The following is a 24,398-nucleotide window of genomic DNA, read 5'->3' as shown; positions in this document are numbered from 1 at the left end:
ATCGGCGCTCCTCAGGCTACAAGCGGCTGCTGGCCGTCATTGTCGCCAAAGGCCTCTTCGCGATAGAGGCCGAGCGACTGCATCACCGGCAGGTCGTTGAAGGTGAAGAGGCAGGCGTCCTCGCTCTCCGAAGCGTTGCCATGCTCATGCCAGGCCCAGGACGGAACGCAGAAGATATCCCGCTCCTGCCAGTCGAAACGCTTCCCATCGATGATCGAATAGCCCTTCCCCTTGGCGACCTGGTAGATGAAGCTGCCGGTGTGGCGGTGCGCCTTCGTGCGCTCGCCCGGCCGCAGCAACTGCATCGAGGCGCCGATGGTCTGCATCACCGGACCGCCGGTCAGCGGATTGACATAGTTCATCAGGACGCCGTCATAGGGCGATCCGTCCGTCACCCTGGAATAGCGCTGCAGCGCCTCGTAGGTCGGGCCCCACTCGAACTTCAACAGCGGCGAATAGGGCTTGCCCCAGTCGGTGCCGACCGGCTGGAGGCCGGGATTGGCCCAGATCGCCGTGGAATCGTTGACCGGATAGCCGACGACCTGCCGCAGATCCTCATGAACGGCGTAGAAATTCGCTTCCAGCGCATTGACGAGCGGGATGTCGAGCCCGTCCTGCCAGATGCAGGGGGCACCGTCCTCGGCAACGCCATGCTCGTGCCAGGTGCCGTTGGGGGTGAGCACGAAGTCGTTGGCGCCAAGCGTCATCTTGTGACCGTCGACGATCGTGTAGGCGCCCGCCCCTTCCATGATGAAACGCAGCGCGGAGGCGGAATGCGCATGCGCCGAGGCAGTCTCGCCCGGATGCATGACCTGCAGGCCGGAATAGAGCCAGCCGACGGCGGCGGCGACATCCTGGCGGCCCGGATTGTTCAGATAGATCACCCGGCGGCCGGCCTTCTCGGGCGTGACCAGGTCGACGGAGCGCAGCACGTGGTCGCGCAGGTCGCGGTAGCGCCACAGGACGGGAACCGACGCGGATTTCGGCTGCCAGGGCTCGATCTTGTTGGCAACGGTCCACAGGGCGCCGGCATCGAGACGCTCCAGATCGTTGTAATAGGCCAGGAGTTCGGGCGTGTCCTCCACATTGGCGCGCCCGGCAACATCCTCGCGATAGTTCTCCCTTGCCTTGGTCATAAAGGCCTCCTGTTGTGCTGGATATTACATGACATGCCGGATTTTCGAAATCAATAGGCCTTTGCGATTTCCGGCGAACTGATGTAAATCAGAAGGACAAATCATGAGGAGACAGCCAAGGTGCGCACGGAAGATGTGACCAAAGCGAAGAGCGGTGCAGCCGCGGCGGCCCAGGGCGGAGCGGAGACGCTCGCCGAGGTGGCCTATCGTCGGCTGCGGGACGACATCGTGCAAAATGTCTTTTCGCCGGGCCAGCCCTTGCGCCTGGAACTGCTCAAGCAGCGCTACGGCCTGAGTTTCTCGCCCTTGCGTGAGGCGCTCAACCGCCTCCAGACCGAGCGCCTTGTCGTCACCGCAGCACTGCGCGGCTTTTCCGTTGCCCCGGTTTCGGTCGAGGAGATGTGGGACGCCACCGAAACGCGCATCCTGATCGAGTGCGAGGCTCTCAGGCGCTCGATCCAGCACGGCGACGACGACTGGGAAGCCACGGTCGTGTCCACCTTTCACGCGCTCGACCTTCAGGTGCGCAGGATGGAGCAACGCGCCGGAGACGGCGGCGACGACGATATCTCTGCCCTGGAAAGCCGCCACAAGGATTTCCACCGCGCGCTCATCGCCTCCTGCCGCTCGCGTCGGCTGATTGCCCTTGCCGACCAGCTCTACACGGAAACCCAGCGCTACCGGCTTCCGGCCTTGAGTGGCAAGAATCCAGCCACCAGCCGCAACATTCCCAGGGAACATCGTGAGATCATGGATGCCTCGCTGGCGCGGCGCGCCGACGAGGCCGCCGGATTGCTGGCCGCGCACTATCGCAAGACATCGGAACTGATCGAAGCGTCCATGTCCCGCAGTGGCGCCGCCGTCGCCTGACCATCCGACCGGCCGGCAGCAGACGCAGGCACGCCCCCGATGCTCGAGAACCATCGGGGGCGCCCTGGCCGACGCCTCTCTCCCGGATTGAGACCCCCGCCACGCCGAAACCGTTGACGGCGCGACGCGCCTCGAATTGCGTCCTTTTCGCGGGGCCGCGCCCGGCAAATTCAGATCGTAAGATTGTAAAAATTTCGATCACAGTCCATCATCTTCCGTCTTGACCGATAATTGTAAAGGTGCTCTCTTTTTCGAAAGAAAGGCGTCGCGGCCGTCTGCAGCCAGATCCGGCAGGCCCGCGTCCACACACAGAGGGGAAGCATCATGAACTGTCGCGTCTTGTCGTCGGCACTGGCGGGCATCGCCCTTGCCGTAGCCTCGTTTTCCAATGGCGCCGCCGAAGCGCGGGACCTGCGTCTCGGGCTGATCACGCCGCCGAGCCACGTGGTGACCCTGGCCGCCAATCGCTTTGCCGAGAAGATCGCCGAGGAAACCGGCGGCCAGCTCACGGTCAGCGTGTTCCCCAGCGGCCAGCTCGGCTCCGAGGCGGACATGCTGCAGCAGATGCAGAGCGGGCTGCTCGACATGACCTGGCCGTCGGTCGCGGCCGTCACCGCCCGGCAGCCAACGTTCAACGCCTGGTTCACCCCGTTCCTCATCGATAACGTGGAGATGGCCGTACAGGCGGCGGACACCGAGGCCGCGAAGGAGATGTTGGAGAGCCTCGGCGAACTGGGGATCCTCGGCAAGGGCTATGTCTTTGCCGGCCAGCGGCATATCCTGATGCGCAGCCAGCCCATCACCGCCGTCTCCGACCTGCGCAACCAGAAGATCCGCATCACGCCGTTCCGGGCGACGCAGATCTGGTATCAGGCGCTCGGGGCGATCCCCACCCCTGTCAGCCTCACCGACGTCTATCAGTCGCTCCAGTCCGGGCTTCTCGACGGGGTTGACATCGATCTCGACGCGCTCACCGGCTTCAGCCTGCAGGACGTGGGCAAGCAGCTCACCCTGACCAACCATATGGCGTGGCCGCTGGCTGTGCTGATGGGCCAGGAAGCCTGGGAAGATCTGTCGGCGGAGCACCAGGCAGCCTTTTCGCGCGTCCTCGACGAGGTCCTCGAATGGGCCAAGCAGGAGCAGGTCGCCCGCGAGGTGCAGAACCGCGAGCGTCTGCTTGCCGCCATCGACGTGTCGGAGCCGGAGGGCCTGGAAGAGACCTTCTCCGAGGCCAACGCCGCCTTCCAGAAGGAGTTCGGCGACATCGACGTGGTCAAGCGGTTCCAGGAGCAGGTGCGGGGATTGCGGGCGCAGTAACCGTGCGCCTCATGGGCGCCTGACGCGAGACAGGCGCCCATCGAGCGGTCCGAGCCGGGCCAGCCCCTACCGATCCAAGAGCAGGACCGCGCCAGCAAGATGCATCGCTTCGCCATCACGCTCCGAAGAACAAGCCTTTTGCTGCAGTCCGTGGAAACCTTCGCGGCCTGCGTCCTGATCGTGGCGTTCACGCTCATCCTGTCGGTCAACGTGTTCGGACGGTATGTCCTGAACGCGCCGCTGTTCTTCGCCGAGGAACTGGCGGTCTACATCCTCATCTGGATGGCTTTTCTGGCGGCTGCGGCGTCGATCGGCCGGGGCGACCTGGTCCGGGTGTCGCTGGTCGACGCGCTGCCGCCGCGACTTGTCCGCGCGATCCGCCTCGTCGTGGAGATCCTGGTCTTCGCCATGCTGGCCGGGATGCTCTACGCGGCCTGGAAATGGTTCAACGGACCGGCTGTCGCCTTCGAGCAGGCCCTGACGCTGAACATGCCGAAACGGCCGTTCCTCGCCATCATCCCGCTGTTCTGCGGGCTCTCGCTGCTGCACACCCTGTCCCACATCGTCGAGATTCTCGTCCTCGACACCGCCAGGGGCACCGCCAGATGACCGCGATTTCCTTTGCCCTGTTCCTGCTGATCGGACTGCCGATCGCCTTCGTGCTGATCGGCTCGGCGTTCATCTTCATGGCCGCCGAAGGCAATTGGCGGTTGCTGAACGCCCTGCCCCAGGTGCTGTTCTCCTCGCTGGAGATCTTCGACCTGCTCGCCATTCCGCTGTTCATCCTGCTGGGAGAGGTGATGAACGAGGGCGGGCTGACGCAGCGCCTGATTTCCGCCGCCCGGACATCGCTGCGGCGACTGCCCAACTCCCTGGCCTATGTCTCGCTCATCGCCAACCTGATGCTCGCTTCGATCATGGGCTCGGCGACGGCGCAGATCGCGGTGATGAGCCGCGTGATGGTGCCGGCGATGGAGGATGACGGATACAAGCGCGGTTTCGCCGCCGCCTTGACGGCCTCGGCCGGTCTGATCGCCCCTCTCATTCCCCCCTCGATGATCTTCATCATCTATGGCGTGGTGGCCCAGGTTTCCGTCGCCGACATGTTCATGGCCGGAATCCTGCCAGGCCTGCTGATGTTCTTCCTGCTGTGCCTGTGGATCTCGATCCGCGTGCCGCGCCGGGACGGTGGCAGTCCGGCCAGGCCGGATACGGCCATCGGGAACCAAGCCGGGGAGCCCGCTCGCGGGCGCGTCGTCCTCGATCTGCTCGTTACCCTCTCGATTCCCGGCATCATCGTCGGGGGCATCGCCTTCGGCGTGTTCACGCCGACGGAATCCGCCGCCATCGCGGTGGTCTTCACGCTGCTGGTCGGCTCGCTCTACTTTCGCAAGCTGACCTTCGCGAGCCTCCGGCAAGCCCTGGTGCGAACGGCCGGGAACACCGCCATGGTGCTGTTCCTGGTCGCCGCCGCCAAGGTGTTTGGATGGGTCCTGACCTTCAACATGGTGCCGCAGACCATCGCGCTGCTGCTTCAGGGGATCACCTCGGATCCGATCGCCTTCCTGTTGCTGACGTTCCTGTTCCTGACGATCATCGGCTTCTTCCTCGACGGTGTGGCGGCGCTGATCGTCCTGGTGCCCATCCTGTTGCCCATCGCGGTCACCGTCTATGGCATCGACCCGATCCAGTTCGGCGTCATGGTGTGTCTCACCTTGTCGATCGGCCTGTTGACCCCTCCCGTCGGGGCCGGACTGTTCATCGCCTCAGCCGCGGCGAATGTGAAGCTCGGTGCCCTGGTACGTGAAATCCTGCCCTTTCTCGGGATCGCATTCTTCGTCACGCTGTGCACCATCCTGGCGCCTGTCCTGACCTCCGCCTTCAGATGAGCTGCGCAAGCGCAACGGGCGACTGCGGGCCTATGACCGCTCGCCTTGGGGGCCGAGGCTTTCCGCAATGTCCTTCATGACGTCCTCCCACTCGCCCTCGTCCATGTCCATCAGGCCGAAGAACCGCAATGCGAACGCCCCTTCCGTGGCGAGGAAGGCCAGCCTGGCGCGCCGGCCCTCACCGGTCGCGGGATCGAGCATGGCGAGCCGCTCGCGATACCAGCGGCGGGTCGAGGCAAGGTGCTCCGGCGTCTGCTGCAACGCCGCCAGAAGGCTGGCCGCCTTGGCATTGGACGCCGCATCGGAGCGCCGCGTCGCCTCGACATGGGCGCGCATCGCCGTCAGCGCGTCGGGATCTGAGCCGGCGATCCTGGCGAACTCCTCGGCGTAGCTCTTCGCCCAGCGGTCCAGCATCGCGTCGATCAGGGCGTCCTTCGTGCCGAAACTGTACTGGACACCGCCCTTGGTAATGCCGGCTGCCTTGGCGACGGCATCAATGGTCAAAGCCGCGGCGCCCTTCGTCGTCACGATCTCCTCCGCCACATCCAGCAGCGCCTCGCGGTCGATTGTCTTCTTTCGGCCCATGTCACCCCTTTTCATTCAATACGTATGTATTTATATAAGGACGTCTGATCCCGGTCCAGCCGCTTGGAAAGACCGGGCGCAAACCCCGATGGTGAATTCCATGCAATCGCATCTCCGCTGGCTGGTCCTTGGCGTGCTGTCCAGTGCCCTTCTGCTCATCGTCATCGACATGACGGTGCTCTATCTCGCCCTGCCGAGCCTCACCCACGATCTGCACGCATCGCCGAGCGAGAAGCTGTGGATCGTCAACGCCTACGCGCTGACCGTCGCGGGGCTGCTGCCCGGCATGGGCGCGCTGGGGGATCGGTTCGGCTACAAGAGACTGTTCGTCACGGGCCTCGTCGTGTTCGGCAGCGCCTCCCTGGCCGCCGCGTTTTCCTCCACCCCGACGATGCTGATCGCGGCGCGCGTCGCCCTCGCCATCGGCGCCGCCATGATGATGCCGGCAACGCTCGCCATCATCCGCCACACCTTCGAGGATCCGCAAGAGCGGTCCGTCGCCATCGGCGTCTGGGCCGCCATTGCCTCGGGCGGCGCGGCCCTGGGGCCGGTGGTCGGCGGACTGCTGCTGGAATATTTCTGGTGGGGCTCGGTGTTTCTCATCAACGTGCCGATCGTCCTGCTTGCGCTGGGACTCGCCCTTGTTGCGCTTCCGGCAAGTCGCGGCAATCCGAACCGTCCGTTCGACCTTCTGGCCTCGGCCCAGATCATGATCGCCCTGGTTGGGTTGACCCTCGCCATCAAGGAGGCCGGCAAGGCGGAGCCGTCCCCTGCGACGGCCATCCTCGCCGTGGCTGTCGGGCTGGTGTTCGCGGTCGCCTTCGTGCGCCGTCAGGGCTCCTCCAGCACGCCGATGCTCGACTTTGCCCTGTTTCGCAACCGCACCTTTGCCTCGGCCGTCGCCGCCGCCTTCGTCGCCTCGGCGGCGCTCATGGGGACGGAGCTGGTCGTCAGCCAGCGGCTGCAACTGGTGGTCGGCCTGTCGCCCCTGCAGGCGGGACTTGCCATCCTGCCGATCCCGCTCGCAGCCTTCGTCGCCGGGCCGCTGGCCGGGCTGGTGCTGCCGCGCGTGGGCACCGAACGCGTTCTGTGGTCGTCCCTCGCCCTCGCGGCGGCCGGCGTTCTCGCCTATCTCGTCGGCTACCAGTCCGGGCTCTCGATCCGGATCGGTGCCTTCATCATGATCGGCCTGGGCATCGGCGCAGCGATGACCGCCGCCTCCAGCGCCATGCTGCTCAGCGCGCCCCCCGACAGGGCGGGCATGGTCGCCTCGGTCGAGGAAGTGTCCTACGAACTTGGCGGCGCCTTCGGCATTGCCATTCTCGGCAGCCTGATGTCGGCGGTCTATGCGGCCTCGTTCCGCCTGCCGGCCAGCGTTGCCGTTCCGGATCTGGCACAGAACGGTATCGACGGGGCGCTGCTCGCGGCGCAAGCGCTGCCGGAAGGTCTCGCCACCCTGCTCGTCAGCCGGGCGCATGCGGCTTTCGACAGCGCCTTCCTTGCCGTAATGGGAGCCGCAATGGCGCTGATGTTTGCCGTTTCCATTGCAATCGCGATGGTCGCACGGCATGGCGCCAGAACCGGACGGGCCTGAGCGCGGGGACGGGAGCGGGGTGCGGGCGTATTCCAGGTGCCGGAAGCGAAGGCCCGGTCCGGAACCCTGGACGGCACGCCCGCCTCACGGCGCCTTCTTGCCGTAGCGCCGCGGCGCCGCCCCCGTCCACTGCTTGAAGGCTCGCGAGAACGTCGCCGTGTCCGCATAACCGAGCACCTGCGCCGCGGCAGCGAGCGGCATCCCGCTGTCCTCCAGCAGCGCCTCGGCCCTCGCCTGCCGCGTTTCCTGCAACACGCGCCGGAACGACGTGCCCTCCTCCACCAGCCGGCGGCGCAGGGAGCGCACCGACATGTTGAGATCGGCGGCGATCACGTCGCAGTCGACCGAGGCCTGCCCAAGACGCCGCGCGATGATCTCCTTCGCCCGCTGGGCGACGCTCTTGCTCGCGGCTGCCTCTGGGCGGATCAGGTCGAGCAGATGGGTTTCCAGAATGCTCTTCAGCCCGTCATCGGCAGAACGCGCAGATCGGGGAAACGGCCGGTCCAGATCCTCGTCGAGGATGACGAGCCCATTGGACGGCTGGTTGCCCAGAACCGGCGCCCGGAAGAAGGCTTGAAGCTGCTTCTCCCGGCTCGCCACTGAATGTTCGAAATGCACTTCCACCGGCGACCAGGTCGCCGTCGTGAGTTGCTTCACCAGCGTCATCAGACCCGCGATGGTGAACTCGGCGTCCTGACGGCGCGGCCAGATGGCCGGATTGTCGATGCGGTAGCCGTAACTCGTCGCATCCGCCCACCGGTCCACCGACAGCAGCGTCTGTGTCTGCCAGCGGCTCTGGAACCGGGCAAAGGTGGCCAGCGCATCACGCAGATCCCGCGAGGCACTGAGCAGGGCGTGAAACGGCCCCAACTCCGTCAGGCCGAAGCGAGCCCCCATCTCCAGCCCCAGAAAGGGCTGCGAGAACGTCGCCGCCGCGCTTTCGAGCAGCGACACATAACGATGCAGCGGCAGTTGCTGGTAGGGGTGAGTGACCTGCGATCCGAAGACGCCATGTGCGTCGAGCAAAGGGCCGAGTTCGTCCGTCCTGTCGGGCAGGGCGTTGAACAGCGCTGCCAGAAACAGAGAACGGATCGTCGCATTCTCATCCTTGGCCGAAGTGGGGCGATGAGGAGAAACGTCAACCATAGGGATAGTCCCGGATCTGGATTGTCTTTCTTTTTAGCAAACTCGACTGTTTTTGTAAAATAACGATCGCCCCTTCAGCGCCGATCGGACGGCACGGCGCAAGGGCCGGCCCGGATCCCGGCCTTGGCCGGTTTTGCAAAGGCTTCAACCGTCCCGGCAATTTACCTTGGACGGGACCAGCGGCACCTTTCGCTCACCCGTCACGAAAGATGCCGAGCAAAATGACCGCCTCCCCCAGGATTGACTTCATTTACCTGTCCGAGCCCGACATGATCCGCGCCGGCGTCACCGACATGGCCGCCTGCGTCGACACGATGGAGGAGATGTTCCGCCTGCTTCACCATGGCGACTATCGCATGGCGGGCGCGAACAACAACTCGCATGGCGCGATCGTGCTGTTTCCCGAGACATCTCCCTTTCCGGACATGCCCAAGGCGACCGCCGACCGCCGGTTCATGGCCATGCCCGCCTATCTGGGCGGACGGTTCCGGACCACCGGCATGAAGTGGTACGGCTCGAACATCGAGAACAGGGCGAGGGGATTGCCGCGCTCGATCCTGACCTTCGTGCTCAATGATCCGGACACGGGGGCGCCGCTCGCCTTCATGTCCGCCAATCTTCTGTCGGCCTATCGGACCGGCGCCGTTCCCGGCGTCGGCGCCCGCCATCTGGCCCGCCCCGAGTCCCGGGTGGTCGGGCTCCTCGGCCCCGGCGTCATGGGAAAGACTTCTTTGTCGGCCTTCATGGCGGTCTGTCCCGGCATCGACACCGTCAAGATCAAGGGCCGCGGCCGCGCCAATCTCGAGGCCTTCCTCGCCTGGCTGGACAAAACCTATCCCCAGATCGCCAATGTCGAGGTGGTGGACGAGATCGAAGACGTCGTGCGGGACTGCGACATCGTCACCTTCTGCGGCTCGGGGGCCACCGGCGACCCCTCCACCTATCCGACGGTGCGGCGCGAATGGGTGCGCCCCGGCACGTTCCTGTCCATGCCGGCACTGTGCAACATCGATGCCGGCATGGAAGCCCCGGAGATCCGCAAGGTCCTCGACAATACCGGCCTATACGACGCCTGGTACGAGGAAAACCCGAAACCCGTCCATGCCTCGGTCCCGGCGGTCGGCATCCGCTTCCTCGACCTTGCCGCCGAAGGCAGGATCGACCGCGACCAGCTCGAGGACCTCGGCGAGATCGTCGCCGGCGAGGCGCCCGGCCGGCGCGATGACGACGAGATCATCATCATGTCGGTCGGCGGCATGCCGGTCGAGGACGTCGCCTGGGGCACCGTCGTCTACCGCAAGGCGCTGGAACTGGGCATCGGCACCCGGCTTACCCTGTGGGACGAGCCGGCCCTGCGCTGACCCCTCGCCGTCGCAACCCGCGGCGCTGCCCTTTCACCGCCTCCCTTCCCCGCCGGCCCGTGGACTGGCCGTCATCGTCACCCTCACCGGGATCCCGTCATGCCAGACATCGTCAAAGTCAAAACCGGCTCGAAGTTCGAGGAACACGGCAGCTATTCGCGCCTCGTTGCCGTCGACAATCTGATCTTCGTTTCCAACACTGCCGGCCGCAATCCCCGCACCAAGACGATCCCGGAGGACCTCACCGCGCAGACGCTCCAGGTTCTGGCCAATATCGAGACGGCCCTTGCGGCGGTCGACGCAAGCCTTGCCGACGTCGTGGCGGCGCGCGTCTTCGTCCAGTTTCCACAGGATGTCGAAACCGTCATGACCGCCTATGGCGAGAAGATGCGCGGGATCGATCCGACCCTCACCATGACCTGCCCGGCACTCGGCGCGCCCGAATATCGGGTCGAGATCGAGGTAACGGCCTATCGCGGCGCAGCCACCGCCAACGCCAGGATGATGAAGATCTCGCTGTGAGCCGGCTTGCCGACCGCTGCCGCACCGCGTCCTGCCCGCGCTGACCCGGCGCCCCGAAACCAAGGAAAAGAGCCGTGGCTCCCGTCATCCTCCCCGTCCACACCTCTGCCGAACTCCCTGCCGCAACGACCGTCGCCATCATCGGCGGCGGCATTGTCGGCCTGACCGCCGCCTTGACGCTCGCCGAGCGCGGGGTGCCGGTGACGGTGCTGGAAAAGGGCCGCATCGCCGGGGAGCAATCCTCGCGAAACCTCGGCTGGATCCGGAAGATGGGCCGCGACAGGGCCGACATCCCGCTCTCTCTCGAATCGGACCGGCTTTGGGCGACGATGCCCGAGCGGCTCGGCGCCGATATCGGCTACCGGCGGGCTGGCATCATGTATCTCGCCCGAACCGAAGCCGAAATGGCGGGGCACCGCAACTGGCTGGCGTCAGTCCGGGACCTCGACCTCGATTCCCGCCTGCTCGCCCCGGCGGAGATCGATCGGCTTGTCCCCGGTGGCGCGGGTCGCTGGGTCAGCGGCATTCATACCCCCTCCGACGGGCGCGCCGAACCCACGCTCGCCTCCAGCGCGGTCGCCCGCGCGGCCCTGACAAAGGGCGCCGTCATCGTCGAAGACTGCGCCGTGCGCACGCTTTCCACAGCGGCCGGGCGGGTATGCGGCGTCATCACGGAACGGGGAGAGATCGGCTGCGACCAGGTGCTGCTGGCGGGCGGGGTGTGGTCGCGCCGTTTTCTCGGCAACCTCGGCCTGTCGCTGCCGGCTCTGCCGCTGGTCGCCTCGGTCGCGCGCACAGCCCCCATGGACGGGCCGACGGAGATCGCCGTCGGCGCCCCGGACTTCTCGTTCCGCAAGCGCCATGACGGCGGCTACACGATCACCCAGCGCGGCGCGCTGGTCGCCCCGCTGATGCTCGACCACCTGCTGATCGGCCATCGCTACCTGTCGACCTTGCGAGCGCAATGGAAGAATGTGCGGATATCGTTCGGCCGAGACCTGCTGCGCGATCTGTCGCTCGCCCGCCGCTGGAGTGGCGACCGGGCCTCGCCCTTCGAGTTGGTGCGAACACTCGATCCGCCCGTGAACGACGCGCTCAATGCCGAGGCGCTGCGCAACCTTGCGCTGGCCTGGCCGGTCTTCAAGGATGTCGTCATCCGCCAAGCCTGGGCCGGCATGATCGATGTCACTCCGGACTCGCTGCCGGTGATCTCGCCGGTCGCCGCCCTTCCCGGCCTGACCATAGCCTCCGGCTTCTCCGGCCACGGCTTCGGCACATCTCCGGCAGCCGGCCAGCTTGCCGCCGACCTCGTCACCGGCGCATCGCCGATCGTCGACCCAGACCCCTATCGGTTCGACCGGTTCTGAGCGCGGATCGGGCCGGAGCCGCGGAAAGCCACTCGCGACCAGCCTTCACTGGCTTTGGGACATGGTCTTGCGCAGGGAGGTCCCCCCTTGCGCGGCGGCGACAAGCGCACGGGTATAGTCGTGCCTTGGGTTGCCGAACACCTCCTCGACCGGCCCCTGCTCGACGATCTCTCCCCTGAACATCACCACCGTCCGGTCACAGATGTGCCGAACGACCGCAAGGTCGTGGGAAATCAGCAGCAACGAAATCGCGGCCTCTTCGCGAAGCGCCTTCAGCAGTTCGAGGATCTGCGCCTGAACCGACACATCGAGGCCGGACACGATCTCGTCGGCGACCAGCAGCCGCGGGTTGGAACACAGCGCTCGGGCGATATTGACCCGCTGCTTCTGGCCACCGGAAAGCTGGTCGGGAAAGCGATCGATGACGTCCGGCGGCAACAGCACCTTGGCGAGCAGGTCCCTGGCGATGGCGCTGCGGGCCGCCCGCGACGGCCGCTCCGCGCGCACCTCGAGGCTTTGCGTGACAAGGCTGCCGATGCTGCGCCGCGGATTGAGCGCCGACTGCGGGTCCTGGAACACGAGCTGCACCTGGGCGCGCAGCGCCCGCAAGGTGGCGGCAGAGCGGTCCGATCCTGCAAACCCGGCCGCATCGAGCCGCCCGGTCGTCACGTCCTCGAGACCGAGGATCAGCTTGGTCAGCGTGCTCTTGCCCGATCCACTCTCCCCGACCACGCCGACGAACTCGCCTTCGCGCACCTCGAAGTCGAGGCCCCGAAGCGCCTCGACCCGGCGCATGCGCCCAATCCAGTCGCGCGCAATATAGGTTTTCGCCAATCCTTCGGCACGCAGTACGACGTCGGGCCCGGGCTCCCGTGCCGCGGCCTGAGGCTCTTCGGCCGGAGCCTGGATGGCGGAGACGCGCTCGGGAAAGTGACAGGCGCTGCGATGGCCGGTGGTGGTGCTGGCAAGCAACGGCTTGTCCGTGTGGCATCTCATCTCGGCGACCGGGCAGCGCGGGGCGAGTTCGCAGCCCGCCATGACGCTTCGCTCCAACGCGCTCGGCATGGTTCCCGGCAGGGTCAGCAACGGCCTCGGCGGCCCCGAGAGGGTGGGGGTTGCGAGACTGAGGCAGCGCGAATAGGGGTGCGCAGGACTGCCGATGATGGTTTCCGCCGCACCGCTTTCCACGATACGGCCGGCGTAAAGCACCGCGACCTCGTCGCAAAGATCGGCCGCCAAACACAGATCGTGGGTTATGAAGAGAACCGAGGCCCCATGGGTCTCGACCATTCTCGCGATGAGCTCGGCCACCCGCGCCTGGATCGTGACATCGAGCGCGGTCGTCGGCTCGTCGGCCACGACCAGCTTCGGATTGGACGCGAATGCCATGGCGATGAGGACACGTTGCAGCATGCCGCCGGAGAGCTGGTGCGGGTAGTGCGAAAGCAACTCCCTCGACCGGGGAAGATGTACGTCCTCCAGAAGCTGGATGGTCCGCTCCTTGCGCTCCTTCGGCCATCTGAAGCCGATCCGGGCAAGATGACTGCCGAACTGCTGCCCGATCGTCAGAGCGGGATTGAGCGCCGTCATGGGCTCCTGGGGAATGAACCCGATGTCGCGTCCCAGCAGGTCGCGCCGCGTCGCCCGCGTCATGCTGCCCAGCGGAAGGCCGTCGAACTCGATCGATCCGGCGGACACAGCGAGTGCGTCCGGCAGCGTGTCGGCAATGCAGGCGCCGATCATCGACTTGCCCGCTCCGGACTCGCCGATAACACCAAGGATCCTGCCCCCGCCGATCGCCAGGTCGACCCCGCTCAGGATCCGATCGCCGGTGGGAAGCGAGACGTCGAGCCCGCTGATCTCAAGCACATTCTGCTGTTTCATCACTTAAACCGGCCGTCTGGCTGAGGAGCGGGGATCAAGGACACGATTGAGGCTGTCGCCCAGCGCGTTGAAGCTCAGGACCGTGACGAAGATCATCAGGATCGGCAAAGCGAGCCCCCAGGGCGCCGAGTAGATATCGATGCGTGCATCCGCGATCATCTGACCCCAGGCGGGCACGTCGGCGGGAACGCCCATGCTGACGAAGGACAGGATCGCTTCCACGACGACCGAGATCCCCATCTGCAGGCTGAACAGCGTGACGATCATCGGCAGCACGCCGGGCAGCACTTCCCGGAGGATGATGCGTCCGTGGGAGAAGCCGGCAAGGCGCGCATAGGCGACATAGTCCTGTCGCCGCGTCACCTGAACTTCGGTGCGCAGGACCCGGCAGAAGCGGGTCCAGTCGACGAGGATGATCGCGAGGATGACCTTGTCCGTGCCGATGCCGAGCCCGACGATCAGCAGCATCGACAGAACGACCGGCGGGAAGGACAACCAGATCTCGACCATCCGCGAGATTGCCCAGTCGATCCTGCCGCCGAAATAGCCTGCGATGCAGGCAAGGACACTGCCAAGGAGCATGGCGCCGCAGGACGCGAAGATCGCGACGGTCATGGCGGTGCGCGCGCCATGGATCAGTCGCGACAGGATATCGCGGCCGAGGCTGTCGGTCCCCAGCAGATGCTCCGCCGACCCGCCGGCGAAAACCGGCGGCATCAGGATGCTCAGCAGATCCTGGTCGTTCGGCTCATGGGGTGCGATCCATGGCGCAAGCAGCGCCATCAGAAGGATGGCCGAGACCGCCCCTCCGCTCAGGATCAGCCGGATGTCCGCATATCGGGCGAAACCATGCATCGCTCAGCTTCTCAGCCTGGGATTGAGGAGATAGACGCCGGCATCGGCAAGCGAATTGAAGATCAGGGTGGTCGCGCAATAGATGAGGGCAACCGCCATGATGACGTTGAGGTCGACCGTCTGCATGGCTCTCAGCATCAGGTTGCCGAGGCCGGGATAGGAGAAGATCAGTTCGACCAGCAACGTGCCGCCAAACAGGCCGCCGAACTGCGTGCCGACCAGCACGACGACCGGCAGGATGGCATTCTTCAGCGCCTGCCCGAACAGGATGCTGCGGTCGCTGAGTCCGCGTAGCCGCGCCTGCCGGATGTAGCTCTGCTGATAGGTGGCGACGAGGCTGGAATGCAGGACGCGGATGATGGCCGGCGAAAAGGCCAGCCCCAGCGCCAGCACGGGGAGCGCCATGTGGGACAGGGCGTTGAGGAACAGCCGCGGCTCCCCCGCGGCCAGAGTGTCGACGAGCAGGAAGCCGGTGAGGTCGGGAACCGACAGTCCCGGAGCGAGCCTGCCGTTCACCGGGAACAGCGGCATCAACACGCCCAGCAACAGGATGAACAACAGTGCCAGCAGGAAGTCCGGCAGGGCCATGATCACCGAGGTGACGACCATGCCGGCCGATGCAAGAACCGTCCCGCGCGCGGCGAAGATCAGCAGCCCCATGGCAACGCCGAAGACGATGGCGAAGGCCAGAGCACATGTCGCAAGCTCGATGGTGGCCGGAAGGCGCTGGAGAACGAGCGTCGAGGTCGGCATGCGATATTGGGCGGACTCGCCGAAATCGCCGCGTACCGCGCTGCCGAGCCAGACCGCGTATTGCTCCCAGACCGGTTTGGTCAGACCCATCTCGATCCGCTTGGCCTCGACCTGTTCGATCGTCGCCGATGGCGGCAGCGACATCTGCGCCGGATCCACCGGCAGCACCCTGAGCGCCAGGAAGACGAGCATCGAAACGACGGCGAATACCGGCATGATCGCCGCCAACCGCCTTGCGACCACCCATAGCAGTGCCCTGAACACCTCGACGCCCCCCTCCGGCGTGATGCGCGGGACCGTTCCCTGCGCGGATCCCTCTGAAGCTGCCACAGCATCGGCCCGAAAACCGAACTCGGTTTTCGGAAAGCACGATACGGAGAGTCAAACAGCCGGATGGCCTTTTGTGCGTCTTGATAAACGCATGGCGACCTAGGCCGGCGTGATGGCCCCCGGCAACACCAGGCCGTTCGACCATGGCTTGAAGTTGAGGCCCTTCCGGAAGCCGATGGTCTGAATGGCCTGAAGAAGCGGGATGATGGCTCCTTCCTCGACCAGATACGCGTTCAGGTCCTCATAGCCCCGGATGCGCGTCTCGTAGTCCGGCTCCGAGAACAGGGGTTGGACCCGGGCCGTCACCTCCTCGGTCCGATAGGTGGAGAAGGGCAGATCCTGATTGAACATATGGCCGGCGAACAGCTCCGGATCACCGGTCCCGTTTTCCCAGACGAACAGCGAGGCGTCGGGCAGTTTGCCGGTGGCGTTGAGCTCGTACCATTGCGCCTCGGTGATCACGGTCAGGCTGGCCTCGATACCGACCTTCCTCCACATCGTCACGATGGCGCGAGCCAGATCGTAGTCGCCCGGAAACTGGCCGTTCGTCGTCGCAAACCCGAGCTTGACCGGCTTGTCGGGGCCATGACCGGAGGTCGCCAGCAGTTCCACCGCCCCTTCCGGATCGTAGGCGAAGGCGAAGTCCTGTGGGTTGCCCGGCATGCCGGGGATCGTCGGAACGTCGATGGTCACGGCGTCGCCGCCGAAGAAGGCCCGGCTGAGCGTCGCCTTGTCGATCGCCTTATGCGCCGCCAGACGGACATTGTGGTCGGCGAAGGCGCCGTCCGCCCGCACGGTGACATAGATGATCCGCGCGATCGGGTTCGCGATGGCGTTGAACGCGGTGCCCTGCTGCAGCCGCTTCACATCGCGGATCGACAGTTCCAGCGCCATGTCGACCGTCCCGGACTCCAGCGCCGCCAGGCGCGCGGTGGGATCGGGGATGATCTCGAAGGTGATCTGCCGGACCGAGGGCAGGTCTCCCCAGTAATCATCCCGACGGACAAACACGATGCGGCTGTCGCGCCGATATTCCTTGAGCACATAGGGCCCCGATCCCATCGGTGCCGTCTGCATGCCCTCGACCCCCACCTTTTCGGCATATGCCTTGGAGACGATGTAGCTCGCGCTGAAACCGAGCCATTGCGGCGCCGTCGGAAACGGATCCTTGAACCGCATGATGGCCTCCACCGGCGAGACCACTTCGATGTCCGACACGACACCGAAGCCGACAATAAGGTCGATCCCGTCGCCGCGCTGAAGGCGCTCGAAGAAGGTGAAGCGGAAGTCCTCGGCCGTCAGCGGGGTCCCGTCCGAGAAGGTGACGTCGTCCCGAAGCACGACATGAAGGCTGCGCGCATCGTCCGCAAGCTTCCACTGCGTGACCACGTTGGGTACCAGTTCAAGGTCGGCCGTCTGGTTCAGCGGCTGGTCGAACAGCATCTTGAGAACGGTCTGCGGATCTGGCGCCAGCCGCTGGTTCGGGTCCCAGGTCACCGGATCGGTCATCCAGGCGATGGAGACCGTATCGATGTCGCCGGCAAGCGCGAAATCCGGTCGCACGAGCAACGCGCCGCCGGCAACCCCGGCCAGTTTCATGAACAAGCGTCTGTCGATGTCCTTCATTGTCGCTCTCCTCTGGCTGGCAGTGTCCGGCGGTCAGGGCCGCAATCGCATCGATACGGATTTGACTTCGGTGTAGGCGTGCACGACTTCGCTGCCGAACTCCCGGCCGAGGCCCGACATCTTCATGCCGCCAAAAGGAACCGCGACATCCAGCACGTTATGCGTGTTGAGCCAGACCGTGCCGGCTTCGATATCCTCGGCCAGCAGATGCGCGGCGTCGAGGTCGCGCGTCCAGATCGATGCTCCGAGGCCGAATGGCGTGGCATTGGCAAGAGCAACGGCCTCGCCGCGGTCGGAGAACGGCATGGCGACGACGACCGGCCCGAAAATCTCCTCGGTCGCCGCTGCACAAGCCGGATCCGGCCGGGTCAGGACGGTCGGGCGAAAGAAATAGCCGGCGCCCGCAGGGCAGTGACCGCCGGCCCTGACCTCGGCACCGCCGTCGATCGCGGCTGAAACGATGGCCGAGACCTTCTCGCATTGGGCTGCCGAGACGAGCGGCCCGAGGTCCGTCGAGGCATCGAACCCGCTGCCGAGCCGGAGCCGCCCGGCGCGCTCCGCCACCCCTTTCACCACCTCTTCGAACACCGGTGCCGCAATCAGCAGCCGGGACCCGGCCGTACAGACCTGGCCGGAATTGGCGAAGATCGCATTCGCCGCGCCCTCGATCGCGCCCTCAAGGTCGGCGTCGGCGAGGACGATCGTCGGCGACTTGCCACCAAGCTCCAGGGTGACCCGCTTGAGGCTGCGTGTCGCCTCCAGAAGAATGGCCTGACCAGTTGTGGTCGACCCCGTGAAGGCGATCTTGCGGACCCTCGGATGACGCACCAGGGCGGCGCCCGCTTCGTGACCGAAGCCCGTGACGATGCTCACCGAGCCGGCCGGAAACTCCGCCTCCTCGATAAGCTGTGCGAGGCGGAGGCTTGTCAGCGAGGTCATTTCCGAAGGCTTGAGCACCACCGTGCAGCCGAAGGCGATCGCGGGGGCCAGCTTCTGGATGGCCTGGCCGAGCGGAAAGTTCCAGGGCGTGATCCCGGCCACCACGCCGACCGGCACGCGCTCGGTATAGGTGCGATAGATGCCGCCGTCGTCGACCAACGGCGACGGCGTGATGACCTCGCCGGTGATCTTCGACGCCCAGCCCGCATAGTAGCGAAGCGCGTCGACGGCAAAGCGCATGTCAATGTTGCGCGAGATCCAGAGCGGCTTGCCATTGTCGAGCGTCTCCAGGGCAGCGAGTTCGTCGGCCTCTCGTTCGATCAGCATGGCAAGGCGCTCGAGCAGCCGTCCTCTGTCGAGCGGTCGCATGTGCCGCCATCTGCGATCGGTGAAGACGGCATGGGCGGCCTCGACGGCCTCATCGACGTCCTGCGCGGTGGCCGCCGGAATATGGGCGATGACACGTTCGCTGGCCGGATCGATGACGGGGAGCTGTGTCCGGTCGCCGGCTTCGCGCCACTGTCCGCCGATGAACAGTTTCCCGCAAGGGATCTTCGCCAAGAGCCCCTCGGCGCGCGCGGCGGCAGTCATCGAGCAGCGCTCCCGGACAGGTCGCCGCACGGCGAAACGCGCAGGATCGGCGGACATTCGGCGAGGGCTGCCGCATCCGGCAAGGCAATCACAGACACTCTTCGTTCCCCTTCCTGTTATCGAGGAAGACTAGGTCATCGCCCAACGGCGGGTCCATTTCGGTTTCGACCGTGAACTATGCCGTTTCGGCCAAGCGCCATTGGCAAAAAGAACAGCCCGGCGTGAGGGGTCACGCCGGGCTGCCGTCAGGGAGGAGGCCCACGCCCGGCTAGGGGAGAAGGGCCGTGGACCGCGCCGCTCCGCGGGAACGCGGAGGATCCTGCCGGACTACTGCTCGAGCGCCCTGCCCAATCTCGCATAGAGCACGGGACGGTTGCTCCTGAGCCAGTTGGCAAAGAGGGCGCCACCGATGCCGACCACGGCTATGAGAACGGGGAACGTCTGCACGATGGGGCTTTCCGTGCCCGACAGGAACTCGATGTTGCTGATCACCAGACCCACCGCGCCACCCAGGCACAGGACGCTGAGGGCGGGGGCGAAGAGCGCGGCGAACGCCCCCGGACGCTCGCCCGCCGGCAGAGTGCGGAAGAACTGGATCACCGCCAGGCTGACAAGGGCCTGCACGGTCAGGACCCCGAGCACGGTGATCACCGACATCCATGAGAAGATGACCCCATAGGGGTCGAGCCCCGCCAACGCCATGATCAGCAGAACCGACCCGACAAGACCGCTCTGCGCAAGGCCCGCGACATGAGGAGACCGGTGGAGGGGATGCACCCGCGACAGCGCCGAGGCGAGCACTCCCTCCCTGCCGAGGGCAAAGAAATAACGGCTGATCGTGTTGTGGAACGACAGCACGCAGGCAAAGAGGCTGACGATCAGCAGGATGCTCATGGTCGGCACCGACCAGGGCCCGAGAATGTCGGCGGAGGCGGTGAAATAGAACTCCTCGAGGCCGGACTGGGCCGCCGCCGCCACTTGGGAAGGCCCGTAATATTGCGCGATGGCCCAGGTCGAGAACGCATAGAAGACCGTGATCAGCCCGACCGCCGCATAGGTTGCGCGCGGGATCGTGCGGCGCGGCTCCTTCGCCTCTTCCGCGAAGATCGCCGTGGCCTCGAAGCCGATATAGGAGCCAATGACGAAGACGAGCGTTGCTCCCAGCCCGGCCGTGAACACCGTCGACGGCGCGAAGACATCAAGGCTCAGCCCCTCCGGACCGCCGCCACGCAACAGGATGCCCACGCCCAGGAGCAGCAGGATCAGAACCTCGGCAACCAGGCACAATCCCAGCACGCGGCCGCTGAAGGCGATGTTGCGCCGTCCCAGAGCCGTCACGATGGCGATGCCGGCGATCGAGTAGACCCACCAGGGCAGATCGATGCCGAGCGGCTCCAGCGCAGCCGCGACAAAGACGCCGAAAAGCGCATAGATGCCGAGCTGTACCGCGTTATAGGCCAACAGGATGATCATCGCCGCGCCGACGCCGACGGGCCTTCCCAACCCTTGGACGATGTAGGTGTAGAACGCTCCCGCCCCCCGCACATGGCGGCTCATCGCCGTGAAGCCAACGCTGAACAGCAGATACATCACACCAGCAAGAAGGAAGGCGCCGGCGACGCCGGGCCCGTTGCCGAATGCGAAAGCCACCGGAGTCGCCCCCACAACCGCGGTGAGCGGTGCAGCGGCGGCAACGACGAAGAAGACGATATGCGCCAGTCCGAGCGAGTTTCTGGCCAACACCTCTGCCTGACCTGCAGCAGTTTTGGACGTCATGGGTTCCCCTCCTCTGTCAACTATATTACATGATCTTACATATTCTTATTTGTCAAACTTTATACCGTGTGATCGGTTCCGACGTACCGAGCATAGGTTCAGTTGCTGCCGATCGCGGAGACGTTGAGCCCGCCGTGACGATGCGACCGGATGCGCTCCCCAACGGCGCGCATCCTCGCGGCCACACAGGCTTTTCAGAGCACCGGCGGCTTGGCCAGTTCCAGGTGGCGGAGGCGATCGATGAACGCGGCCAGGCGCTCCTCCCGGTACTTCGCAACGTCCATGGCCCGGTAGTCGAGGAAGCCTGCCTCGGTCTTCAGACCGATCCGGCCCGTCGCCATGTTGCGTTCGATGATCGGAGGCGACGCATAGCGCTCATCGTTGAGCGCCCCCGACAGGTAGCGGCTGGTGTGATAAAGGATGTCGCCGCCGCCCCAATCGATGAACTCCAGCAGCCCCAGCACCGAGAAGCGGAACCCGAAGCCATATTTCACCGCCTTCTCGACATCCTCGACAGAGGCAACACCCTGCTCCACCAGGCGCGCCGCCTCGTTCATCGCGATACCCTGGATGCGCGGCACGATATAGCCGGGGGTCGGCGCACACAGCACCGGTACCTTTCCGATCTGTTCGAGCAGAGCCACGAGGCGCTGTGTGACCGCATCCGATGTCGCCTTGCCGGGCGACAGCTCGACCAGGGGCACGATGAAGGCGGGGTTGAGCCAGTGCGCGTTGAGAAAACGCGCCGGCCCCTCGACCGCCGGCGACAGATCGTCGACCAGGATGGTCGAGGTCGTGGAGGCGATGATCGTCTCGGGCGAACACAGGCGCGAGGCCTCGCGAAGCGCCTCCCGCTTGAGCTCCAGGACTTCGGGAAACCCTTCGAAGACGAGGTCCGCCTCGCCCAGCGCATCCCCCGCCGCCGACTTCGGCAACACGGTGACGCGGCCGGCGATGCGCTCGGCCGCTCCGCTCCCTTCGAACAGGCCGAGGTCCTTCAGCAACAGGAGCGTCTCGAGAATTTCTCCGCGCGCCTCCTCGGCGAGAGCCGCGAATTCCTCCGCCGGCCGCTCCTTGAAGTCGATCAGCGTGACCGGATGGCCCGCATAGGCGAAGACGATGGCAATTCCCCTACCCATGCGGCCGGCGCCAAGGGCGACGACCTTCTCGCGCGGGCTCGCGCCGGTGACATTGCCGCTCATGCCGAAAACCCCCGCTCAAGAAACGCCGCGATGTCCTCGCGCGAGTATCCGCCGAGCCCCACGCTGGAGAGCGGACGCCCGTTGCGGGCGAAATCCTCGCCGCACACCGCCGAGCCGATCGCCAGCAGGCCTGCCGCGATCGGCACGGCGACACCGGCCAGATCAGCGATCGACACCAGGAGAGAGAGACCGAGGCGAACATCCTCCATCATGTAGCGATGCTCGGTGAGCACGATCTTCTCCCGCCAGTCGCCCGACTCCTTCAGTTCGTGATGAGACTCCCGCCCATACATCCACTCCTCGCCCTCGTCGCTGTAGTGGTCGGCGAGCGGGAAATGCGGAGCCCGGTAGCCGAGCGCCTCCCGTACCGCGATCCGCTCCGCGTCGAGCGCGTCCGTCACCCGGCGGATCGAGGGCTGTGTACCCTCGTTGTGGATGTCCCATGCGTCGAAATGTTCGAGCGGTCCGGCATTCATGGTGATCACCGGTGGGTGGATGACGGGGCCGGCATTCATCAGTGCCGCCGACAGAACGTCGCCGCAGGGCTCTATCGCACCGGGAAAGGCCTGCCCGATCACGCTCAGCGCCCGATCCATCCCGGAGCGTGGAAACACACCGGTCGGGAGCCGCGTGCCGCGCGCGCTGACGACGATCTCCGCAAAGCCATGCTTGCGCACCAGCCAGGGCAAAGTGCCCGACTCGGCGAAGGCAACCCCGTCCGCCGTGCCGGCCGCCTGCGCCGCACCGGCGAAGATCAGCGAACCGAGCGTGCCGGGAGGCATGTAGACGACCTGGCCCGGCCGCAGATGCGGAGCCAGTACAGGCGCGAGCGCTTCGTGCGCCGTGGCGGGGACCGGACAGAAGATCAGTTCCGCCCCGGCGAGCGCGTCGCCCATCCGGTCGGTCACCTCGGCAAGGACCGCCTCCCGCCGTCCCTTGCCGTCCCGCAAGGCGATAATGTTGTTTAGAGAAAGGTGGCGCGCCACGTCCTCCGCATTGCGCCGCCACAGGACGACATCGTGTCCGGCCAGCGCGAAATCCGCCGCGGCGGCGAGCGACCCGTTGCCGCCTCCCAGTACTGCAATCCGCATAGACAACATTCCTCCCTGGATTTTCGAGATCTGTGGTGAGTCAGGCGCCCTGACCGCAAGACACACGCCCGCTGCACGGCGAGGTGCCGGCACCAATCCTGGGCCGCGCCGATACCGATGGACCGTCGATGGACCGGCCGGGTTCCCGCCCCGGCGCTCCCGACCGCCGGCTATTTCAGCTTTTCAAACCGTGTGAAGGCCGTGGTGAGCGCATCGACGATCTTGTCGACGTGCTCGGCAGCAATGACGAGCGGTGGCGACATGATGATCGTGGCGCCGGCAGGCCGCACGATCACGCCCTCCTCGCGCGCGAAGGCAGCCACCGCCTCGCCGAAGCCCGTTCCCGGATCCAGGGGCTGACGGGTCTTCTTGTCGGCGACAAGGTCGATGCCGACCATCAGGCCCTTGCCGCGCACCTCGCCGACGATCGATGACAGACCGGGCAGGTGCTGGAGCCCGTCGAGCAGGCGCTTGCCCTGCACCGCCGCGTTCGCCGGCAGGTCCTCACGCTCCACGATCTCCAGCGCGGCGATGCCGGCGGCGCAGGCGAGCGGATGCCCCGTCGCGGTATAGCCGTGCATGATGAAGCCTTCGGGCGTGACGCCCTGATACCAAGCGGAGGCCACGCGCTTGTTGAGCACGGTGGCACCGAGCGGGATGTAGCCGGCGGACAGACCCTTGGCCAGGCACATGATATCCGGCTTCACACCCCAGCCCCGCGCGCCGAACATCGATCCGCTGCGCCCGAACCCCGTGACCACCTCGTCGGAAATCAACAGAACGCCGTAGCGGTCGAGCACCTCGCGCACCTTCGGCCAGAAGCTCGCCGGCGGAACAATGACACCACCGGCACCCTGCACCGGCTCGGCAATGAAGGCGGCGACCGTGTGCGGTCCCTGATGCAGGATTTCGCGCTCGAGAAGCGTGGCAACGATGCCGGCAAGCTCCTCCGGATCCTCTGTCCAGGCATTTCGGTAGGGCCAGGGGGTATCGATCTGGAAGCACCCCGGCAGCAGCGGTTCGTAGGACGAGCGGTAATAGGTGCTGCCGTTGACGGAAACGCCGCCGAAATGGACCCCGTGATACCCCTGCTTGAGCGAAATGAACTTGCTGCGCAGCGGCTCACCGACAAGCCGCCAGTACTGCCGCGCCAGTTTCAGCGCCGTCTCGACCGCGTCAGACCCGTTCGCCGAGAACAGAACCTTGTCTGCCTCCTCCTCGGCTCCCATCCCAATGATCTTCGCAGACAGCTCGATCGAGGGTCCGGTCGTGGTACCGGCGAAGGAGGAGTAGTAGCTGATGCGGTCCATCTGGGCGATGATCGCGTCCTTCACCTCCTTGCGATTGTGACCGACATTGACGTTCCACAGACCGCCAATGCCGTCCACATAGGTCTTGCCATCGATATCGGTGACATGGACCCCGTCGCCATCGGTGATGATCTGGGGTGGGTGCTCGCGCGAAAGCAGCGGGTGGATCATCGGGTGCAGTTGGTGCTTCGTGTTGTGCTCACGAAGGAAATTGTCGCGCCTGTCCAGCATGGTGTTGCCCTCCTTCAACGCCG

At 65.7% G+C, this 24,398-nt stretch carries 20 protein-coding genes; 8 read left to right on the top strand and 12 right to left on the bottom strand.

Annotated elements, in window-relative coordinates; translation table 11 throughout:
- Positions 1-11 precede the first annotated feature (11 nt).
- Complete coding sequence (locus TSB10P1A_RS01085) at positions 12-1,136, bottom strand: cupin domain-containing protein (RefSeq protein ID WP_186386051.1); 1,125 nt, start codon at positions 1,134-1,136, stop codon at positions 12-14.
- A 120-nt stretch (positions 1,137-1,256) separates the two neighbouring features.
- Here TSB10P1A_RS01085 and TSB10P1A_RS01080 point away from each other — a divergent pair, with 120 nt between their 5' ends.
- The 4 genes from TSB10P1A_RS01080 to TSB10P1A_RS01065 all read left to right on the top strand — a co-directional run bounded on the left by TSB10P1A_RS01080 (position 1,257) and on the right by TSB10P1A_RS01065 (position 5,212).
- The gene (locus TSB10P1A_RS01080; RefSeq protein ID WP_244292899.1) at positions 1,257-2,006 is read left to right on the top strand and encodes a GntR family transcriptional regulator; all 750 of its coding nucleotides are present in this window, start codon (positions 1,257-1,259) and stop codon (positions 2,004-2,006) included.
- A gap of 324 nt (positions 2,007-2,330) precedes the next feature.
- Positions 2,331-3,323 carry a TRAP transporter substrate-binding protein gene (locus TSB10P1A_RS01075; RefSeq protein ID WP_186386050.1) on the top strand — a complete coding sequence of 331 codons (993 nt, stop codon included), beginning with the start codon at positions 2,331-2,333 and terminating at the stop codon, positions 3,321-3,323.
- 138 nt (positions 3,324-3,461) lie between these two features.
- Positions 3,462-3,932: a TRAP transporter small permease gene (locus tag TSB10P1A_RS01070; RefSeq protein WP_186386049.1), complete on the top strand. Its 471-nt coding sequence runs from the start codon at positions 3,462-3,464 to the stop codon at positions 3,930-3,932.
- Positions 3,929-5,212: a TRAP transporter large permease gene (locus TSB10P1A_RS01065; RefSeq protein ID WP_186386048.1), complete on the top strand. Its 1,284-nt coding sequence runs from the start codon at positions 3,929-3,931 to the stop codon at positions 5,210-5,212. The genes TSB10P1A_RS01070 and TSB10P1A_RS01065 overlap by 4 nt, the downstream gene beginning before the upstream one ends.
- Before the next feature lie 30 nt (positions 5,213-5,242).
- Here the strand turns inward: TSB10P1A_RS01065 and TSB10P1A_RS01060 are convergent, their stop codons facing one another.
- Positions 5,243-5,797, bottom strand: coding sequence for a TetR/AcrR family transcriptional regulator (locus TSB10P1A_RS01060; RefSeq protein WP_186386047.1), 555 nt, complete (start codon positions 5,795-5,797; stop codon positions 5,243-5,245).
- A gap of 100 nt (positions 5,798-5,897) precedes the next feature.
- Here TSB10P1A_RS01060 and TSB10P1A_RS01055 point away from each other — a divergent pair, with 100 nt between their 5' ends.
- Positions 5,898-7,391: an MFS transporter gene (locus TSB10P1A_RS01055; protein WP_186386046.1), complete on the top strand. Its 1,494-nt coding sequence runs from the start codon at positions 5,898-5,900 to the stop codon at positions 7,389-7,391.
- An 84-nt stretch (positions 7,392-7,475) separates the two neighbouring features.
- Here TSB10P1A_RS01055 and TSB10P1A_RS01050 read toward each other — a convergent pair whose 3' ends face one another.
- Positions 7,476-8,537 (bottom strand): AraC family transcriptional regulator, encoded by a 1,062-nt coding sequence (locus TSB10P1A_RS01050; protein WP_186386045.1) that lies wholly within the window; start codon positions 8,535-8,537, stop codon positions 7,476-7,478.
- A gap of 221 nt (positions 8,538-8,758) precedes the next feature.
- Between TSB10P1A_RS01050 and TSB10P1A_RS01045 the strand changes: the two genes are divergently transcribed.
- The 3 genes from TSB10P1A_RS01045 to TSB10P1A_RS01035 all read left to right on the top strand — a co-directional run bounded on the left by TSB10P1A_RS01045 (position 8,759) and on the right by TSB10P1A_RS01035 (position 11,787).
- Positions 8,759-9,898, top strand: a complete 1,140-nt coding sequence (locus tag TSB10P1A_RS01045) for a tyramine oxidase subunit B (RefSeq protein WP_186386044.1) — start codon at positions 8,759-8,761, stop codon at positions 9,896-9,898.
- Positions 9,899-9,997: 99 nt separating this feature from the next.
- On the top strand, positions 9,998-10,420 hold the full coding sequence (locus tag TSB10P1A_RS01040) for a RidA family protein (protein ID WP_186386043.1): 423 nt from the start codon (positions 9,998-10,000) through the stop codon (positions 10,418-10,420).
- 74 nt (positions 10,421-10,494) lie between these two features.
- Positions 10,495-11,787 carry an FAD-binding oxidoreductase gene (locus TSB10P1A_RS01035; RefSeq protein WP_186386042.1) on the top strand — a complete coding sequence of 431 codons (1,293 nt, stop codon included), beginning with the start codon at positions 10,495-10,497 and terminating at the stop codon, positions 11,785-11,787.
- A gap of 45 nt (positions 11,788-11,832) precedes the next feature.
- On the opposite strand, the gene TSB10P1A_RS01030 is transcribed toward TSB10P1A_RS01035, so the two are convergent.
- The 9 genes from TSB10P1A_RS01030 to TSB10P1A_RS00990 all read right to left on the bottom strand — a co-directional run bounded on the left by TSB10P1A_RS01030 (position 11,833) and on the right by TSB10P1A_RS00990 (position 24,375).
- Positions 11,833-13,671 (bottom strand): ABC transporter ATP-binding protein, encoded by a 1,839-nt coding sequence (locus tag TSB10P1A_RS01030; RefSeq protein ID WP_186386041.1) that lies wholly within the window; start codon positions 13,669-13,671, stop codon positions 11,833-11,835.
- 3 nt (positions 13,672-13,674) lie between these two features.
- Positions 13,675-14,526: an ABC transporter permease gene (locus TSB10P1A_RS01025; protein WP_186386040.1), complete on the bottom strand. Its 852-nt coding sequence runs from the start codon at positions 14,524-14,526 to the stop codon at positions 13,675-13,677.
- A 3-nt stretch (positions 14,527-14,529) separates the two neighbouring features.
- Positions 14,530-15,522: an ABC transporter permease gene (locus tag TSB10P1A_RS01020; protein ID WP_256376570.1), complete on the bottom strand. Its 993-nt coding sequence runs from the start codon at positions 15,520-15,522 to the stop codon at positions 14,530-14,532.
- A 186-nt stretch (positions 15,523-15,708) separates the two neighbouring features.
- On the bottom strand, positions 15,709-17,235 hold the full coding sequence (locus TSB10P1A_RS01015) for an ABC transporter substrate-binding protein (protein WP_186386038.1): 1,527 nt from the start codon (positions 17,233-17,235) through the stop codon (positions 15,709-15,711).
- 33 nt (positions 17,236-17,268) lie between these two features.
- Positions 17,269-18,765, bottom strand: coding sequence for an aldehyde dehydrogenase (locus TSB10P1A_RS01010; protein ID WP_186386037.1), 1,497 nt, complete (start codon positions 18,763-18,765; stop codon positions 17,269-17,271).
- Between the two features lie 327 nt (positions 18,766-19,092).
- Positions 19,093-20,541, bottom strand: a complete 1,449-nt coding sequence (locus TSB10P1A_RS01005; RefSeq protein ID WP_186386036.1) for an APC family permease — start codon at positions 20,539-20,541, stop codon at positions 19,093-19,095.
- A 194-nt stretch (positions 20,542-20,735) separates the two neighbouring features.
- The gene (locus tag TSB10P1A_RS01000; RefSeq protein WP_244292907.1) at positions 20,736-21,680 is read right to left on the bottom strand and encodes a 3-hydroxybutyryl-CoA dehydrogenase; all 945 of its coding nucleotides are present in this window, start codon (positions 21,678-21,680) and stop codon (positions 20,736-20,738) included.
- A gap of 59 nt (positions 21,681-21,739) precedes the next feature.
- Complete coding sequence (locus tag TSB10P1A_RS00995; protein WP_186386034.1) at positions 21,740-22,834, bottom strand: NAD/NADP-dependent octopine/nopaline dehydrogenase family protein; 1,095 nt, start codon at positions 22,832-22,834, stop codon at positions 21,740-21,742.
- 170 nt (positions 22,835-23,004) lie between these two features.
- Positions 23,005-24,375 (bottom strand): aminotransferase class III-fold pyridoxal phosphate-dependent enzyme, encoded by a 1,371-nt coding sequence (locus TSB10P1A_RS00990; RefSeq protein WP_186386033.1) that lies wholly within the window; start codon positions 24,373-24,375, stop codon positions 23,005-23,007.
- Between the last annotated feature and the right edge of the window lie 23 nt (positions 24,376-24,398).

The sequence above is a fragment of the Stappia sp. TSB10P1A genome (assembly GCF_900185725.1).
In the GTDB taxonomy this organism is placed as follows: domain Bacteria; phylum Pseudomonadota; class Alphaproteobacteria; order Rhizobiales; family Stappiaceae; genus Stappia.
Note: the sequence above shows the minus strand (reverse complement) of the source record. Positions and strands in the feature narration are given on the sequence as shown.